The organism is Achromobacter kerstersii, from assembly GCF_902859595.1.
GTDB lineage: Bacteria > Pseudomonadota > Gammaproteobacteria > Burkholderiales > Burkholderiaceae_B > Achromobacter > Achromobacter kerstersii.
In genome coordinates this window covers 255,055-269,610 of sequence record NZ_CADIJQ010000010.1, presented here as the reverse complement: position 1 = coordinate 269,610, position 14,556 = coordinate 255,055, and the positions used below count along the sequence as shown (strand labels likewise).

Sequence of the window (14,556 nt, the reverse complement as noted above, 5' to 3'; positions counted from 1 at the left end):
AACAACGCTATTATTCAAGGCTTGCTTTTTGATGCGCCCGTAGCTCAGCTGGATAGAGTACCTGGCTACGAACCAGGGGGTCGTAGGTTCGAATCCTGCCGGGCGCGCCAAAGCAAAGAATGTCGCAAGACAACAGCAGTAAAAATGGAAAGGCCTTTGATCTTGAATCGAAGGCCTTTTTGTTTAGTGACAGCCAATGCATGTCGATGCAGAAGCTGCAACAGGCGGCGAAGATACTTCGCATGAAAGTTACGCAGAGAGCTTAAGCAAAGGACCGAAGCAAAGGGCTCAAGCAAAGCGTTTAAGCAGAAAATTCGCACAGCACTTCGCGAATTTCCCCAAGCGATTTGCGTGATGTGTTTTTTTCATGTTATAAACACGCCTCTTTCGGAGCGCCCGTAGCTCAGCTGGATAGAGTACCTGGCTACGAACCAGGGGGTCGTAGGTTCGAATCCTGCCGGGCGCGCCACCTTATTCAGAACTCGCGATGATGTTGATATCGCGGTTCAGCCGAAAGGCAAAGCAAGACAAAAAAGCGGCTTGATGGTTATCCATCAAGCCGCTTTTGTTTTGTCTGATCGCAGGATCGGAGTCACTGAGCCCGATCACCAAAAACGATCACTAAACCCCATCACCAAACCCCGATCACCAAACCCGGATCACCCGTCCCGTTTGCACGCCTTCCACGCTGCGGCAATACGCCAGAGCGACGCGGCTGGCGGGGGCGGCTTCGAAGCCTGGGAAGAAGGGGCCGTAGCTGCCCATCGATTCTTGCAACACGGTCGGGCTGACCGAGTTGATGCGGATGCCTTGCAGTTCAACTGCTGCGCCGCGCACGAAGCCGTCGATGGCGGAGTTCACGGCTGATGCGTTGGCGCCGTGGCGGATGGGTTCGTCGCTGACGATGCCGCTGGTCAGCGTGATGGAGCCGCCTGCGTTCACATAGTGCTGGCCGATCAGCGCCAGGTCCACTTGGCCCAGCAGCTTGTTGTGCAAGCCGATCTTGAATTGTTCGGCCGTCATCTCCGACAGCGGGCCGAAGTGCAGCGCGCCGGTGGTGGAGACGATGGCGTCCACCTTGCCGACCTGTTCAAACAAGGCGCGGATGCTGTCGCTGCGCGTCACGTCGACTTGATATTGGCCATGGGTTTTGCCGACGGAGATGATGTCGTGGCGTTGGCCCAGCGCTTCCGCCACTGCGCGGCCGATGGTGCCGGTGGCGCCGATAAGGATGATTTTCATGGAGTGCTCCCGAGCTTGCTGGTTTGTAAAAGGGCGCCCCGGCCAAGCGCCAGGGCATGCAAGCATTCTCGCCGTTCGATTTCCATGGAAAAATCCGGGAATGGTGGAAACACTTCACACTCAGGGTGCGTAATTCATGGACCGCTTGCTCAGCATGGAAGTCTTTGTGGCGGTTGTGGAATTGGGCAGCCTGACGGCGGCCGCCGCGCGCCATCAGATGTCTGCCGCGATGGCGGCCAAGCACATCAAGGGCCTTGAAGCGCGGCTGGGCCTGCGGCTGATGAACCGCACGACGCGCCGGCAAAGTCTGACCGAAGCGGGGCAGGCGTATTTCGCGCGCTGCAAAACCATCTTGTCGGATATCCGTGAGGCCGAGCAGGGCGCCGAGGCCTTGCGGCTGACGCCGCGCGGGCATCTGCGCATCACGTCAACGGTCACCTTCGGATCGTTCTCGCTCACGCCCGCCATTACCGATTACCTGTCCGTCTATCCCGATGTCAGCGTTGAACTGGTGCTGAGCGATATGGTCGAGGACATCGTCGCCGCGCGTTACGACCTTGCCGTGCGTATTGGCGAGCCGGCCGACTCGGGGCTGGTCGCGCGCACGATCGGGCGCTACCAGATGATCATCTGCGCCGCGCCCGCGTATCTGGAACGCTACGGCACACCGGCCTCGCCTGATGATCTGATGCGTCATCAATGCCTGGATTTTTCCTACTGGAGCCGCCGCACGGGCTGGCAACTGGCCAGCAACGATGGCAGCCGGGCGGGTTACCCCACCGGCCGCTTCGTGTCGAACAATGGCCAGGCCTTGCGACAAGCCGCGCTGGCGGGCTTTGGCGTCGTGCTGCAACCCGAGCTGCTGCTGGGTGACGATGTGCGCGCAGGCAGGCTCGTACCGATCTTGCAGCCGTACTGGCCCGTGGCGCGGCCGATCTCTCTGCTGTATCCAAAGGACAGGCAGGCGCTGCCGAAGCTCACGACCTTCGTGGACTTTCTGGTGGATCGGTTTACGCGATAGGGAAGGGGGCGTTCAGCGCCGTCGCCGGTCTACCGCCGTCAGCGCGATGCCGTTCTTCAGCATCTGATACGCCTGGCCGCCAAGCCAGGTGACTTTTTCACCTGAGCTCGTGCGGCAGATGCAATGCATCTTGGGGTCGAACCGGGACGTGCCCAGCGCGGAATACGCATCAAGATCCGCAACGAAGCGTTCGATGCGATACAGGGTGCCATCAGGCGATGTGACAAGCACATCGGTCAAGCGTCTTGCGGTGCCGAGCATACTCAGTACCTCCTGCGGGCCGTCTTTTTTGCGGCACCAAAGTCACGTGGACGTTTCAACGTGCGTAGCGGAAAGGCGGATGCCCCCGCTGTGGCGCTATTGAAGCCGCCCTCCTAACAATGAATCATCGAGTTGGTCTGGTGACACGCCTAACGCCTCCGACACGCGGTCCAGGACGACTTGCCGAGGCCTTGGACGTGGCCGTTCCAATTCAATGTAGATGGAGTGATCTACTCCCAGACGAGCCGCCATATCCGCAGTGGTGATATTGAGGTGCTCGCGCCAGGCGCGTATCAAACTCCAATCGTTGCCGGTTTTTAGATTGATGACAGCTAGTGGTAGCGGACTGTGCCCCGCATTCAGTTTCTGGTGCGGGGCCGCCCGGTATGCCTCCGGCGCATTCCGCTTGGCGTTGCCTTTGCGGGCATCGCCACGAGGCGTCGTGACGTCGGTTTCGGCGGTATAAATTGCGCCGCCATTAGTCTGACGATACTGGTTATTTCCGATCCAGGAAAGCGTTTCACCGTTGTCCAGCTTGCACTCGCAATCCAGGTGGTAATTGCTGGGAATGCTCTCAAGTTTGGCAATGGTTTCGGTGGTCGTGGCGTGGCGCACCACACGATGCAAGGCACCGTCTGATGAACGCACGAAGATGTCGGGAAGTCTCCAGGAAAACGGAATGATGCTCTCCACAGCCAAAACCACTCGCCACTGTATCGCGGTGGCCAAGCGGTGAGATTTGGGGTTTCCCCTCGAGTGGTGCAGCTGGCTTCTTTCTACCGCAGATCAGATGGGCAGATGTTCACAAATGTTCACTTGCGGCGGCCAGCACACGCGGCATCACGTCGGCGGCCAGCCCATGCAGATTGCAATGCGCGTGCGGGTCCAGCGGTGTCACGCCGGGGTTCACCTGCACGACTGTGGCGCCTGCGGCCAAGGCGCGTTGCGGCAATTCCGCGGCGGGATAGACCAGCGCTGATGTGCCGATGGCAAACAGCACATCGCATTGTTCCGCCGCGCGCAACGCGGTGCTCCAGGCGTCGCCCGGCAGGCTTTCGCCAAACCACACGACGCCGGGGCGCACCGGCGCGCCGCATGCGGTGCAAGCGGGCGGCGTGATGCGCCGTCCTTCGTCGGGTTCGACTGGGATCTCATCGCCAAAGACATAGGGCGCGGCGCATACGGAACAGCGCGGCGCGTGCAGGCTGCCATGCAGATGCACCACATGCTTGCTGCCTGCGCGTTCGTGCAAGTCATCCACGTTTTGTGTGACGACGATCAGTTCGGGCACATGCTGCGCCAATGCCGCGATGGCATGGTGCGCGGCGTTCGGCGCGGCGCGCAGCACTTGCGCACGCCGCCATTCATACCAGCCCCAGACCACGTCGGGCTGCGCGCGAAACGCCTCGGGGGTGGCCAAGGCTTGCGCGTCAAAGCGCGACCACAAACCCGTCAGCGCATCGCGAAACGTGGCGATGCCGCTTTCGGCGGAGACGCCGGCGCCAGTGAAGATCACGACGCGCTGCGCGCCGCGTAATGCGTCCGCCAACGCGGGCGGAATATCGTGATGCGGGTTTTTCATTTCCAACCTTCAAGACAGTCCGATACGCTGCGCGCTGGGGCGCCGGCCTGTCAAGCCTGGCGTGACGTGGCGTGCGCTGGTATCGGCGTGATCACCACACTCGCGTCAGGCTCACCCGTGCGCGGGCGTCCCGAATGGTGGATACTGCTTTTCTCATCTGGGATATTCCCATCGATCTGGAGACCCGCAATGCCCGATTCCGTTACCGGCCTGGACCGGCTTCGCTGCTTCATCGCGACGGCGACCCGCTTGGCGACGCCGGACGCCTTGGCGCAGACGCCCGCGCTGCAAGCCGCGTTTGCCGATCTGGTGCGCCACGACGACTGGCTGCCCGACGCCTGTACCGCACCGCATCCGCAGTACTACCAGCAATACCTGCTGCATTGCGATCCGCTGGAGCGCTTTTCGCTGGTGAGCTTCGTGTGGGGGCCGGGCCAATTCACGCCGGTGCATGACCACGAGGTCTGGGGCTACGTGGGTATGTTGCGTGGCGCCGAAATCAATCAGCGCTACGTGCGCCATGCGGATGGCCGGTTGACGGCGGCGGGCGAGCCCACCACCTTGCAGCCCGGTGACGTCGAGCGCTTGTCGCCGCAAGAGGGTGACATCCACCGCGTTTCCAATGCCTTTGCCGACCGCGTGTCGATCAGTGTGCATCTGTATGGCGGCAACATCGGCGCGGTGTCGCGCCATGTGTATGACCCGGAAACCGGCCAGCCCAAACCGTTTGTGTCGGGCTATTCGTCGCCCAGCCTGCCGAACCTGTGGGATCGTTCGGCCGCCGTGCGCGCCACCATTCCCGGCTTGAAGGCCTGAGCGCCGCGGCGCCCGAAAGCGCTGTCCGCCCGGGCGCGTCTCGTGCTATGTTCCCGTCCTAAATATTAGGAAAATCAAGATGGACAAGACGCTGCTCAAGGGATTGATGGTTTTGGAGGCGGTGACCGATGTGGACAATCCGCCGCGCACCATCGACGCGCTGGCCGCCCGGGTCGGGCTCACGCGCAGCAACACGCATCGCACGTTGCAGACGCTGATCCACGCGGGCTACGTCATCAAAGACGACGACGGCGGCGGCTATCGCGGTGCGGTGCGCCTGTTTGAATTGGCGGCCCGCCAGTTGGCGCAGCTGGACGTGCGCAAGCTGGCCGCGCCCTTCATGCGCACGCTGGCCGATCAAACGGGCGAGACCGTGCACTTGTCGGTGCTGGATGGGTTTGATGTGGTCTACGTGGACAAGATCGACAGCCCGCAGCCCATCCGAGCGTACTCGATGGTGGGCGGGCGCGCGCCGGCGTATGCGGTGGCCACCGGCAAGGCGCTGCTGGCCTATCAGCCTGAAGGCTATGTGGAGCGTTACGCCGAGCAGCTGGTGCGCCACACGCCGTCCACGATCGTTTCCATGCCCTTGCTGAAAGATGAACTGCGCAAGATTGCCCGCGCCGGTTACGCCGTGAATCGCGGCGAATGGCGCGAGGGCGTGGGCGGGCTGGCCGTGACGCTGTTCAACAGCCTGGACCAGCCCGTGGCGGCCGTGGGCATTTCTGGCCCGCTTGACCGCCTGAGCGCCGCTAGGATGAAGCAGCTGGCGCCGGATGTGTCGGCCTGTGCGCAGTCCATCTCTCAGGGGATGGGATATCGGCGCGGCTATCTGGATCAATAAGCGGCACGGGCTGCGTCAGTGCGGCAGCGATGCGCTGCGCCTGATCTTGCGCCAGCCGCGCGTTCACATCCATGGACGTGGTCCAGAAGTACGTGCCGCCCGCCAGGCTGCCCAGCACCGATAGCTGACGCAGCACGGCGCCATGCGCCGTTTTCACGCAACCCGTGTCGTAGTCCAATGCCATGCCGCCGAATGGGTCGGCGCATGCGTGGCCCTCGCGCAGCAAGGCTGAGATCAGTGGGTCGCCGGTGCGCGCGGCATCCACCGAGAAGCTGGTGGCGTTGATCAGATAAGGGCTGCGCGTGGTGGTGTCTGCTTGCTCCTCACGCAGCCGCGTATGGAACTGGCCGTCGGCCGGGTCGTAACGCGTATCCCGATAGCCTGCACGCACTTGCAGCTGGCCGCTCTTGAACAAGGCTTGCAGGGTGAGCGCGTTGCGCATCGGGAAGGTAGCGCGCCGCGCCATCCACAATGACCGAAAACGCGAATGGAACAGATGACGCTCGGCGTCCGGCATCAGATGCCAGATCTGATCCACCGCCGCGTTGGTGGCGGCCGCCACGGCTTGCCAGGGGCGCGCGGCGCCTGATGATCGGCGTATCTCGTCGTCCAGCGCGGTGTGCGCATCAGCGGCCAAGCCCAACACGTCGTCCGCATCCAGCGCGCCGTTCATGGCGCGCACTTCATCTTGCAACGCGCGCAGAATCACTTCTACTGATAGTGCGCCACCATGGTCTGCCGCCAGTTGCCGTGCGCCGTCGCGGCTTAAGTGGCGCAGTGCGGCCGGCGGCTGATTGTGCGGACTGCGCACCGACGGCAGCCGCCCATTGCGCGACACGCACAGGATCGGGCCGCGATGGCCCGAGCGCGTCAACGCCGCGATAGCGTCCACCGCGCTAAGGCTGGTGCCAACGATGCACACGGAGGCATCCGGCTGGATGCCGCGCGCCAATTCCGCGACGGGATAGGGGCTGTTGAAATACCCCGGCGCATCCTGCAAGTGGGGAAACGCTTGCGAGGGCAGGTTGCCATTGCACAGCACCGCGTAGCGGGCCTGCCAAGGCGCGCCTTGATCCGGCTCGATACGCATCCCGCCATCAGGCAAGGGCGACACGCGTTGCACCCGCTGTGGCACATGCGCAAGCGACACGCCCAGCGCCCGCGCCAGCGTCTGGCAGCGCGCGTACACATCGCGCAAGTACGCGCCGAACAGGGGGCGCGGCAGAAAGTCCGACGGCGCAATGGCTTGAACGCCATAGCCACGCAGCCACTCGGCATCCTGCCCGCGCAGCCACTCGACGAAGTCCATCCGCTGGTCTGCCCGCGCCGACATATTGCCGGCCGGGATGTTGAGCAGATTGCTGGGCAAGTCGTCCTGATACGCGCCGCCCGGGCCAGGCTCGGCTTGCGGTTCGAACAGCGCGATCGTCAGCGGACGGCGCGCGTCCGCCGATTCCGTCGACAGCAGAAACTGGTACAGAAAGCTGACGGCCACGGAGCCGCCGCCCACGATGGCTAGGTCTGCGTGTTGCATCATGCCGGTCGTCATTTCGCCGCCGACATCCGCACCACATCGCCCCAGCGCGCCACTTCCTGCTTCAGCACGCGGCTGGTGTCAGCGGGGGAGGTGGCCACGGCGTCCGCGCCCAGCTTTAGCGCGGCCTGTTGCACCGACGCCATCGCGGCGGCCTTCTGCATGCCGGCCGACAGCTTGTCGACCACCGCGGGCGGCGTGCCGGCCGGCGCCAGCAGCGCGTAGGCGGTGGCGACGGAATAGTCTTTCACGCCTTGCTCCATCAGCGTGGGCAGATCAGGCAGCGCCGTGGCGCGGGTGGCGGTGGTGACGCCCAGCAGCCGGATCTTGCCGCTGGCCACTTGCGGCAGCAGCGCGGGCAGGGTCTCGATCACCATGTCGATCTGGCCGCCCAGCAAATCGGTGATGGCGGGGCCGCTGCCGCGATACGGCACGTGCATGAGCTTGGTGCCCGTCACCACCTGGAACAGCTCGCCCGCCATGTGCTGCGAGGTGCCGGGGCCGGCAGACCCGAACGTGATCGTGCCGGGTTTGCTCTTGGCCAGCGCAATCAGTTCCTGCACGTTGTTGGCCGGCACCTTGCTGTTGACGGCCACGGCCATGGGCATGCTGGTGGCCATGGACACGCCCACGAACGCGGTGGCGAAGTCATAGCCGGGCTTGTCTGGCATGGCGGCGTGGATGGCATGGCTGCCCACCGCGCCCATCAGCAGCGTGTAGCCGTCGGGCGCAGACTTGGCCACGTATTCAGCGCCGATCTCACCGCCCGCGCCCGCCTTGTTTTCAACGACAACGCCTTGGCCCAGGAAGTCGCCCAGGTGTTGCGCGTAGATGCGGGCCGCGGCATCCGTGGCCCCGCCCGGCGGGAACGGCACCACCATGCGTACGGGTTTGGCGGGCCAGGCTTGCGCCGATACGGGTCCGGCGGCCAACGCCAGGACGGCGCCCGCGAGGGCAATGCGCCACGTCTGCTTCATGAAAGTCTCCTTGGTGTGATCGGGCCGTCATGCGCGAGCCGGCGCCGCGTTGGCGGGCGTTTGCTTGGCTGCGGTCCGTTTTTATAAATCCTAAAATATAGGACTCGAATTCCAATAAATGGTTTACCTAGAATTCCACACGGTGATATGCTGGTCAACAATTAAGCGCGGCACCTAGGGATTGCACTAGGATTCACGCGGTAAACGCCACGGCGGCCCACCGCTCGCCGGGCATGATGCCATCCAGAAAGCCGCGCTCTTATAATATTTTTCGCATCCCAAATATTGAATTTTCATAACGAGAGGTCAGACATGACACCCAGTTCGGCACTTACCGGCATCACCGTGCTGGAAATTTGCAATGTCGCGGCGGGACCGTTTTGCGGCATGTTGTTGGCGGATATGGGCGCCGACGTGATCAAGGTTGAAAACCCGGAAGGCGGCGACACGCTGCGTAGCTGGCCGCCCATTTCCGATGGCTATAGCGAGAACTTCGCGTCGCTGAACCGCAACAAGAAGTCGGTGACGCTGAACCTGAAAGACCCGGCCGACCTGGCGCTGGCGCGCGAGCTGGCGCAAACCGTGGACGTGCTGATCGAAAACAACCGCCCCGGCGTGATGGACCGTCTGGGCCTGGGCTATGCGCAATTGCGCGAAGCCAATCCCAAGCTCGTGTACTGCTCGATCTCGGCGTACGGCCAATCCGGCCCGCGCTCGCAGGAAGGCGGTTTCGACCTGACCATCCAGGCCATGAGCGGCATCATGAGCGTGACGGGCGAAGCCGGCGGTGAACCCGTTAAATGCGGCGTGCCGGTGGCGGATTTTTCAGCGGGCCTGTATGGCGCGTTCGCCATTGCCTCGGCCTTGCGCGCGGCGCAGGCCAGCGGGCAGGGCACGCATATCGACGTGCCGATGTTGGGCGCCACGCTGGGCATCGCCGCGTTGCAAACGTCAGAGTTCTTCGGCAGCGGCAAAGACCCCGTCAAGCTGGGTTCCGCGCATCCGCGCAATGCGCCGTATCAGGCGTTTCGCTGCCAGGGCGGTTACTTCGGCATGGCCGCGGGCAATCAGGCCTTGTGGAAGGCCGTGTGCGTCACGGTGGGCCGTGAAGACCTGCTGGCTGACCCGCGCTTTACCGACACCAGCGCACGCGCGCGCAACCAGACGGCGCTGCGGGAAATTCTGGAAACGATCTTCGCCGGCGATGATGCCCAGACCTGGTTGTCGCGCTTTCGCGCGGCAGGCGTGCCGTGCGCGCCCATCAACACGTATTCCGAAGTGCTGGCCGACCCGCAAGTCGAACACATGGGCTGGGTGCAGCCGGTGGAATTGCCCAACGGCGTGCAGACCCGCACCTTCGGCCTGCCCGTGCGCTTTGACGGCCAGACGACGGCGCTGCGGCTGCGTCCGCCTGCGCTGGGCGAGCACAACGACGAAGTGCTGGGCGCATTGCGCGCCGCCAAGCAGGGAGGCCAGGCATGAGCGCCGTTCTGCGTATCGACAAGCAAGACGCGCGCCATGTGCTGACCCTGACGCGCGCTGAAAAAATGAACGCGCTGTCTGCCGATTTGGTGGAAGCGCTGATCTCGGCGCTGGACGATGCCGAAGCGCAAGGCGCCAAGCTGATCGTGCTGAAGGGTGAAGGCAAGAACTTCAGCGCGGGGTTTGATTTTGGCGATTGGCAAACGCAAAGCGAAGGCGATCTGTTGCTGCGCTTCGTGCGCATCGAAACCTTGCTGCAACGTCTGGCGGGCTCACCCTGCCTGACGGTGGCGCTGGCGCATGGCCGTAATTTTGGCGCAGGCGTGGATCTGTTTGGCGCCTGCAAATGGCGCGTCAGCGCACCGGACGCTACGTTCCGCATGCCGGGCCTGAAGTTCGGATTGGTGCTGGGCACGCGCCGCTTTGCCGCGCTGGTGGGCGCCGAGCGCGCGCGCGCGGTGCTGGAGCAAGCGGCGACCTTTAGCGCGGAAGAAGCTTTGCGCGACGGCTTCGCCACGCGGCTGGCCGTGGCGCAGGAATGGGCGGAGATCGAGCAGCAGGCGGCCGACACCGCAGCCGCGTTGACGGACGCTAGCCGTGCGCAGTTGTATGCCGCGCTGTCGCAGGAATCGCCGGACGCCGATCTGGCGCGGCTGGTGCGGTCCGCTGCCGCGCCCGGTTTGAAAGACCGCGTGGCCGCCTATCTGCAAGCGCGCTAACGCCAAGAACAAACAGCAGGGAGGAAGACAATGGCTTCGGGTTTCAATCAAAAGAACAAGCAGTGCTCGGTGGCGGAACTGGCGGCGTTGGTGCCCAACGGCGCCTCGATTGCGCTGGGCGGCAGCTTTCTGCATCGCGGGCCGTTCGCGTTCGTGCGTGAACTGATTCGCCAGGGCAAGCGCGATCTGGAATTGATCAAGCAGTCGCCGGGTTACGACGTAGACATCCTTTGCCGCGCGGGCGTGTTGCGCCGCGTGCGCGCAGGCATCGTCGCCATGGAAGGCAACTTCGGTTTGGCGCCGTGGTATCGGCGCGCCGTGGAACGGCATGAAATCGAACTGGAAGAACACGCCTGCGCCAGCCTGACGGCGGGGCTGCGGGCGGCGGCCTTCGGCGTGCCGTTTCAGCCTTGCGGCGGCCTGCACGGCAGCGGCTTGCCGGAATTGAATGGCTGGGCGTGCCTGGACGACCCCTATGGCAGCGGACAAAAGACGTATGTGGTGCCGGCCATCCGCCCGGACTTCGCCGTGATCCAGGCGTCCGAAGTGGATGCGCTGGGCAATGTGCGCGTGCACGGCACGGCGCATTGGGACCGCATCATGTCGCGCGCGGCGGGCAGCGTGCTGGTGGTGGCCGAGAAGGTGGTGGACAGCGCCGTGTTCGAAGCGCAACCGGAGTCCACGCTGGTGCCGTACTTCATGGTGCAGGCCTACGCGGTGGCGCCGGGCAGTGCGTGGCCGGGTTCGTGCTGGCCCGACTACGCCATCGACTATCCGGCGGTGGAATCCTACATGGACAAGAACAGCGATCTGGCGGCGCATCTGGCGGCCGCACCGGAAGCGCAAGGGGGCAATCATGGCTGAGCAATGGTCGGCTTTTTCGTACATCGTCACGAACCTGGCGCGCTTCATCCGCCCGGATGAAATCACCTTCAGCGGCGTGAATTCCACCATGCCGATGTTGGCGTGCCTGCTGGCCAAGCGCGCCTACGACTGGGACTTCGTCTACATCAACGTGGCGGGCGGCGTGAACCCGCGCCCTTCGCACATTCCCATTTCAAGCTCTGATCCGGTGCTGGCCGAGCACACGGCGTCGATCTTTTCCAACGAAGACTTCTACGACCTGTGCACGCGCGGCCGCATGGACCTGACCTTTCTGGGCGCGGCGCAGATCGACGGCGCGGGCTGCGCGAACAACTCCTGCATTGGCGACTGGCATGCACCCAAGGTGCGCTTGCCGGGCGGCGGTGGCGGCGCGGTGATGCTGCCCACCGCCCGTCGCGCCTGCACGTGGCGCACGGAACATTCGCGCCGCACCTTCGTGCCGAAGCTGGACTTTATGACGTCGTGGGGCGGGTTCCATGGGGTGGTGACGCCGATCGCCGTGTTCGTGAAGCGCGACGGGCGCTTGGCGCTGCAATCGTGGCATCCGGAGTCCAGCCTGTCGGAAGTGCGCGAGCGCACGGGCTTTGAGTTCGACGCCACGGGCGCCGCGCCATCGGAACCGCCCACCGCTGCCGAAGCCCGCGCGTTGCGCGAGCTGGACGCGGACGGGCAGTTCGAACGCGACGCCGCTGTCGCGCTGCGCTAGGAGACCGCCATGACGATTGCCGATGCCACGCTAGTGGCGGCGTTTTCGCGCGCATGGCGTCAGTCCGAATGGGCGGCGCGCCCCGCCATCGTGACGGCGGACGAGACGCTGACGTATGCCGGCTTGCACCGCCGGGTCGGGCAAATCGCCGCGGGCTTGCGCGCCGCGGGCGTTGCGCCCGGCAGCTACGTGGCGATTGCGATGGAGCGGTCGCTCGATCAGGTGCTGACGATTCTGGGCGTGATGGTGGCGGGGGCGTGCCCCTGCCCGTTGGAGCCCCGGCTATCGGTTGAAGAAACCGCGCGCCGGGTGACGGCGGTGGGGCTCACGTGGATGGTGCACGACGACGCCAACACGGCCACGGCGCAGGCGAGCGGAATGGCGCAGTCCAGGCTGCTAGATGCGGCACGGGTGGCGCAGGCGCGCGTGGATGGCGAAGCGGGGATGGGGTGGGAGTCGGGTGCGGGTTTGGATGTGGAACTGGCCCCTGACGCCCCGGGTCTGCTGCTGTTTACCTCCGGCAGCACGGGCAACCCCAAGGGCGTGTTGCTGAGCCATCGGGGCCTGGCGAACAATGCGCGCGGCGTGCTGGCGCATACGGCCCTGACGCCTGCTGACCGCTTGCTGCACGTGATGCCGCTGCATCACACCAATGCGCTGAACAATCAAATTTTCGCGCCGCTGCTGGCGGGCGCAAGCGTGGCGTTGGCGGGGCGCTTTCGCGCCGACGACATGCCAGGGCTGCTGCGCGCGTTTGCGCCCACCATCATCACCGGCGTGCCGACCATGTATGCGCGCATGCTGGAATTGGCGTTCGATGCGCAAAGCTTGTCGGGCCTGCGCTTTGCCCGCTGCGGGTCTGCGCCCATCACCGAGGCGCTGCATCGGCGCATCGAAGCCTTTCTGGGTTGCCCGCTGGTGGTGTCCTACGGCTTGTCGGAAGCGACATGCACGTCAACCATGAACCCGCCTGCGGCGCGCCGTGTCGGGACGGTGGGGACGGTGCTGGCGGGGCAAAGCGTCACGCTGCGCCTGCCCGATGGCACCGAAGCCGCGCGCGGTGGCGAAGGCGAAATCTGCATCGCGGGCGACAGCCTGATGCTGGGCTATCTGGGCGTAGACAACGGTGAGGATGGCGCGCTGCAATTGCTGCGCACGGGCGACCTTGGGCGCTTTGACGATGACGGATACCTGAGCATCACCGGCCGCATCAAGGACGTGATCATCCGGGGCGGCGAAAACCTGTCGCCCGCGCTGATCGAAGGCGTGGTCACCGGGTTGCCCTTTGTCGCTGCATGCTGTGTGGTGGGCGCGCCCGACGAAGACTTGGGCGAAGTGCCGGTGATCTTCGTGCAGCGCAAGGGGGAGGCATCAGAAGGCGCGAGGGTGAGCGCTGCGGGCCGGGATGATGAAGGCGCGCAGATCCAGGCCAGTGTGCTGGCCGGACTAGGCCGCATCTATGTGCCGCGCGATGTGCTGTGGGTTGAACGCTTGCCGGAGAATGCCGTGGGCAAGGTGGATCGCAAGGCGCTGGCGCAGCAGGTGAAGGCGGCGGCCAGCGCTTGAGCAAAGCGAATCAGGAGGCGCGCCGCAGTCGGGCCAGTTCGGCTGACAGCTCCGCCACCAGCGCTTCGGCGCGGGCCAACGGGTCTGCGTCGGCATCCGGTGCCGCCACGGCGGATGTTTCCGAAGTGGCGGCAGGCGCATCCTGCAAACGCGGATGCACGCTTTCGTGTCCCATGCTGACGTCCACATCGAACACCAGCTGTTCGGCGCGGTGCCAGGTTGTGAACCATTCCAGCGGCCGGTCGTGCTGGTCCATGCCCTGGCCTTGCAGCATCAGTAAGGGCGTGCCGGTTTGGGTGTCCAGCAATTCCGCCAGCGTGGCGTCAGCGGCCACGGCGCGAATCTGATTGCGGCCCGCCCCAGGGCGCAGACCAAAACGGCGGGTCAGCACACCATGCAGCGACGCATCCGCCAGGTCATCGGCGCGCAGGCCGGGCACCGCATCAGCGGGCAGCCAGGTGCGCACGTAGGCCAAGGGCGCATCGGCCACATGGCGCAGCCGTTCCAGCATCAATAACTTATTCGTGCCGAAGAATGCCGCCACGTCTGCAGGCGGCTCGGCGCGTGCAAAGGCCAGCACGCGGGTTTGCAGGGCCACGCCCGATTGGGCGAATTGTTCGTACAGGCCGGTAGACCGCTGCACCAGACGGCGGTGCTCTTGCGGCGCCGCCACGGTGGCGGGGCGGCCGGTTTCGCGCTGGATCAGGCCTTCGGCGGCCAGCGCCGCCAGGGCCTGGCGCACCACGCTGCGCGCCACGCCAAAGCGTTCGCACAGTGCGGCTTCGCTGGGCAGCACGGCGCCCGCCGCGAGCTTGTTCGTTCGGATGACGCCGCGCAGCAGGGTGGCCACCTGCGCGTGCAGCGGGATATCGCCGGAGCGATCAAGAACGGGCAATGCGTCGTGCGTGGCGGGCGCCATGG

General features: G+C 64.8%; 15 protein-coding genes and 2 tRNA genes. 10 read left to right on the top strand and 7 right to left on the bottom strand.

Annotated features, from left to right (window positions below):
- The first annotated feature begins 33 nt into the window (after positions 1 to 33).
- Positions 34 to 110 (top strand) — tRNA-Arg (locus HV765_RS25435).
- A gap of 282 nt (positions 111 to 392) precedes the next feature.
- Positions 393 to 469: transfer RNA gene (locus tag HV765_RS25430), tRNA-Arg, on the top strand.
- 176 nt (positions 470 to 645) lie between these two features.
- Here the strand turns inward: HV765_RS25430 and HV765_RS25425 are convergent.
- On the bottom strand, positions 646 to 1,242 hold the full coding sequence (locus tag HV765_RS25425) for a short chain dehydrogenase (RefSeq protein WP_054426566.1): 597 nt from the start codon (positions 1,240 to 1,242) through the stop codon (positions 646 to 648).
- Between the two features lie 136 nt (positions 1,243 to 1,378).
- Between HV765_RS25425 and HV765_RS25420 the strand changes: the two genes are divergently transcribed.
- Positions 1,379 to 2,263 carry a LysR family transcriptional regulator gene (locus tag HV765_RS25420; protein WP_054426565.1) on the top strand — a complete coding sequence of 295 codons (885 nt, stop codon included), beginning with the start codon at positions 1,379 to 1,381 and terminating at the stop codon, positions 2,261 to 2,263.
- Positions 2,264 to 2,275: 12 nt separating this feature from the next.
- Here the strand turns inward: HV765_RS25420 and HV765_RS25415 are convergent, their stop codons facing one another.
- From HV765_RS25415 to HV765_RS25405, 3 genes are all read right to left on the bottom strand, one after another.
- Positions 2,276 to 2,524 (bottom strand): hypothetical protein, encoded by a 249-nt coding sequence (locus tag HV765_RS25415; protein ID WP_175171395.1) that lies wholly within the window; start codon positions 2,522 to 2,524, stop codon positions 2,276 to 2,278.
- A 96-nt stretch (positions 2,525 to 2,620) separates the two neighbouring features.
- On the bottom strand, positions 2,621 to 3,217 hold the full coding sequence (locus HV765_RS25410; RefSeq protein ID WP_175171394.1) for a helix-turn-helix domain-containing protein: 597 nt from the start codon (positions 3,215 to 3,217) through the stop codon (positions 2,621 to 2,623).
- Positions 3,218 to 3,326: 109 nt separating this feature from the next.
- The gene (locus HV765_RS25405; RefSeq protein ID WP_175171393.1) at positions 3,327 to 4,106 is read right to left on the bottom strand and encodes an SIR2 family NAD-dependent protein deacylase; all 780 of its coding nucleotides are present in this window, start codon (positions 4,104 to 4,106) and stop codon (positions 3,327 to 3,329) included.
- A 189-nt stretch (positions 4,107 to 4,295) separates the two neighbouring features.
- On the opposite strand from HV765_RS25405, the gene HV765_RS25400 reads away from it, so the two are divergent.
- Positions 4,296 to 4,922: a cysteine dioxygenase family protein gene (locus HV765_RS25400; RefSeq protein WP_175171392.1), complete on the top strand. Its 627-nt coding sequence runs from the start codon at positions 4,296 to 4,298 to the stop codon at positions 4,920 to 4,922.
- A gap of 79 nt (positions 4,923 to 5,001) precedes the next feature.
- A complete protein-coding gene (locus tag HV765_RS25395) occupies positions 5,002 to 5,766 on the top strand; it encodes an IclR family transcriptional regulator (protein WP_082387195.1) in 765 nt (254 codons plus the stop codon).
- Here HV765_RS25395 and HV765_RS25390 read toward each other — a convergent pair.
- On the bottom strand, positions 5,675 to 7,303 hold the full coding sequence (locus HV765_RS25390) for an FAD/NAD(P)-binding protein (RefSeq protein WP_254600724.1): 1,629 nt from the start codon (positions 7,301 to 7,303) through the stop codon (positions 5,675 to 5,677). The two genes, HV765_RS25395 and HV765_RS25390, sit on opposite strands and share 92 nt — an antisense overlap.
- A gap of 8 nt (positions 7,304 to 7,311) precedes the next feature.
- Positions 7,312 to 8,277, bottom strand: a complete 966-nt coding sequence (locus HV765_RS25385) for a Bug family tripartite tricarboxylate transporter substrate binding protein (protein ID WP_054426559.1) — start codon at positions 8,275 to 8,277, stop codon at positions 7,312 to 7,314.
- Between the two features lie 312 nt (positions 8,278 to 8,589).
- Between HV765_RS25385 and HV765_RS25380 the strand changes: the two genes are divergently transcribed.
- The 5 genes from HV765_RS25380 to HV765_RS25360 are packed head-to-tail and all read left to right on the top strand — an operon-like array spanning position 8,590 to position 13,635.
- The gene (locus HV765_RS25380) at positions 8,590 to 9,759 is read left to right on the top strand and encodes a CaiB/BaiF CoA transferase family protein (protein WP_054426558.1); all 1,170 of its coding nucleotides are present in this window, start codon (positions 8,590 to 8,592) and stop codon (positions 9,757 to 9,759) included.
- Positions 9,756 to 10,478 (top strand): enoyl-CoA hydratase/isomerase family protein, encoded by a 723-nt coding sequence (locus tag HV765_RS25375; protein ID WP_054426557.1) that lies wholly within the window; start codon positions 9,756 to 9,758, stop codon positions 10,476 to 10,478. The genes HV765_RS25380 and HV765_RS25375 overlap by 4 nt, the downstream gene beginning before the upstream one ends.
- A 30-nt stretch (positions 10,479 to 10,508) precedes the next feature.
- Positions 10,509 to 11,342, top strand: a complete 834-nt coding sequence (locus HV765_RS25370) for a CoA transferase subunit A (RefSeq protein ID WP_054426556.1) — start codon at positions 10,509 to 10,511, stop codon at positions 11,340 to 11,342.
- Positions 11,335 to 12,069, top strand: coding sequence for a CoA-transferase subunit beta (locus tag HV765_RS25365; RefSeq protein ID WP_175171390.1), 735 nt, complete (start codon positions 11,335 to 11,337; stop codon positions 12,067 to 12,069). Before HV765_RS25370 ends, HV765_RS25365 begins: the two co-directional genes overlap by 8 nt.
- 9 nt (positions 12,070 to 12,078) lie before the next feature.
- Positions 12,079 to 13,635, top strand: coding sequence for a class I adenylate-forming enzyme family protein (locus tag HV765_RS25360; protein WP_175171389.1), 1,557 nt, complete (start codon positions 12,079 to 12,081; stop codon positions 13,633 to 13,635).
- 10 nt (positions 13,636 to 13,645) lie between these two features.
- Here HV765_RS25360 and HV765_RS25355 read toward each other — a convergent pair whose 3' ends face one another.
- Complete coding sequence (locus HV765_RS25355; RefSeq protein ID WP_054426553.1) at positions 13,646 to 14,554, bottom strand: GntR family transcriptional regulator; 909 nt, start codon at positions 14,552 to 14,554, stop codon at positions 13,646 to 13,648.
- Between the last annotated feature and the right edge of the window lie 2 nt (positions 14,555 to 14,556).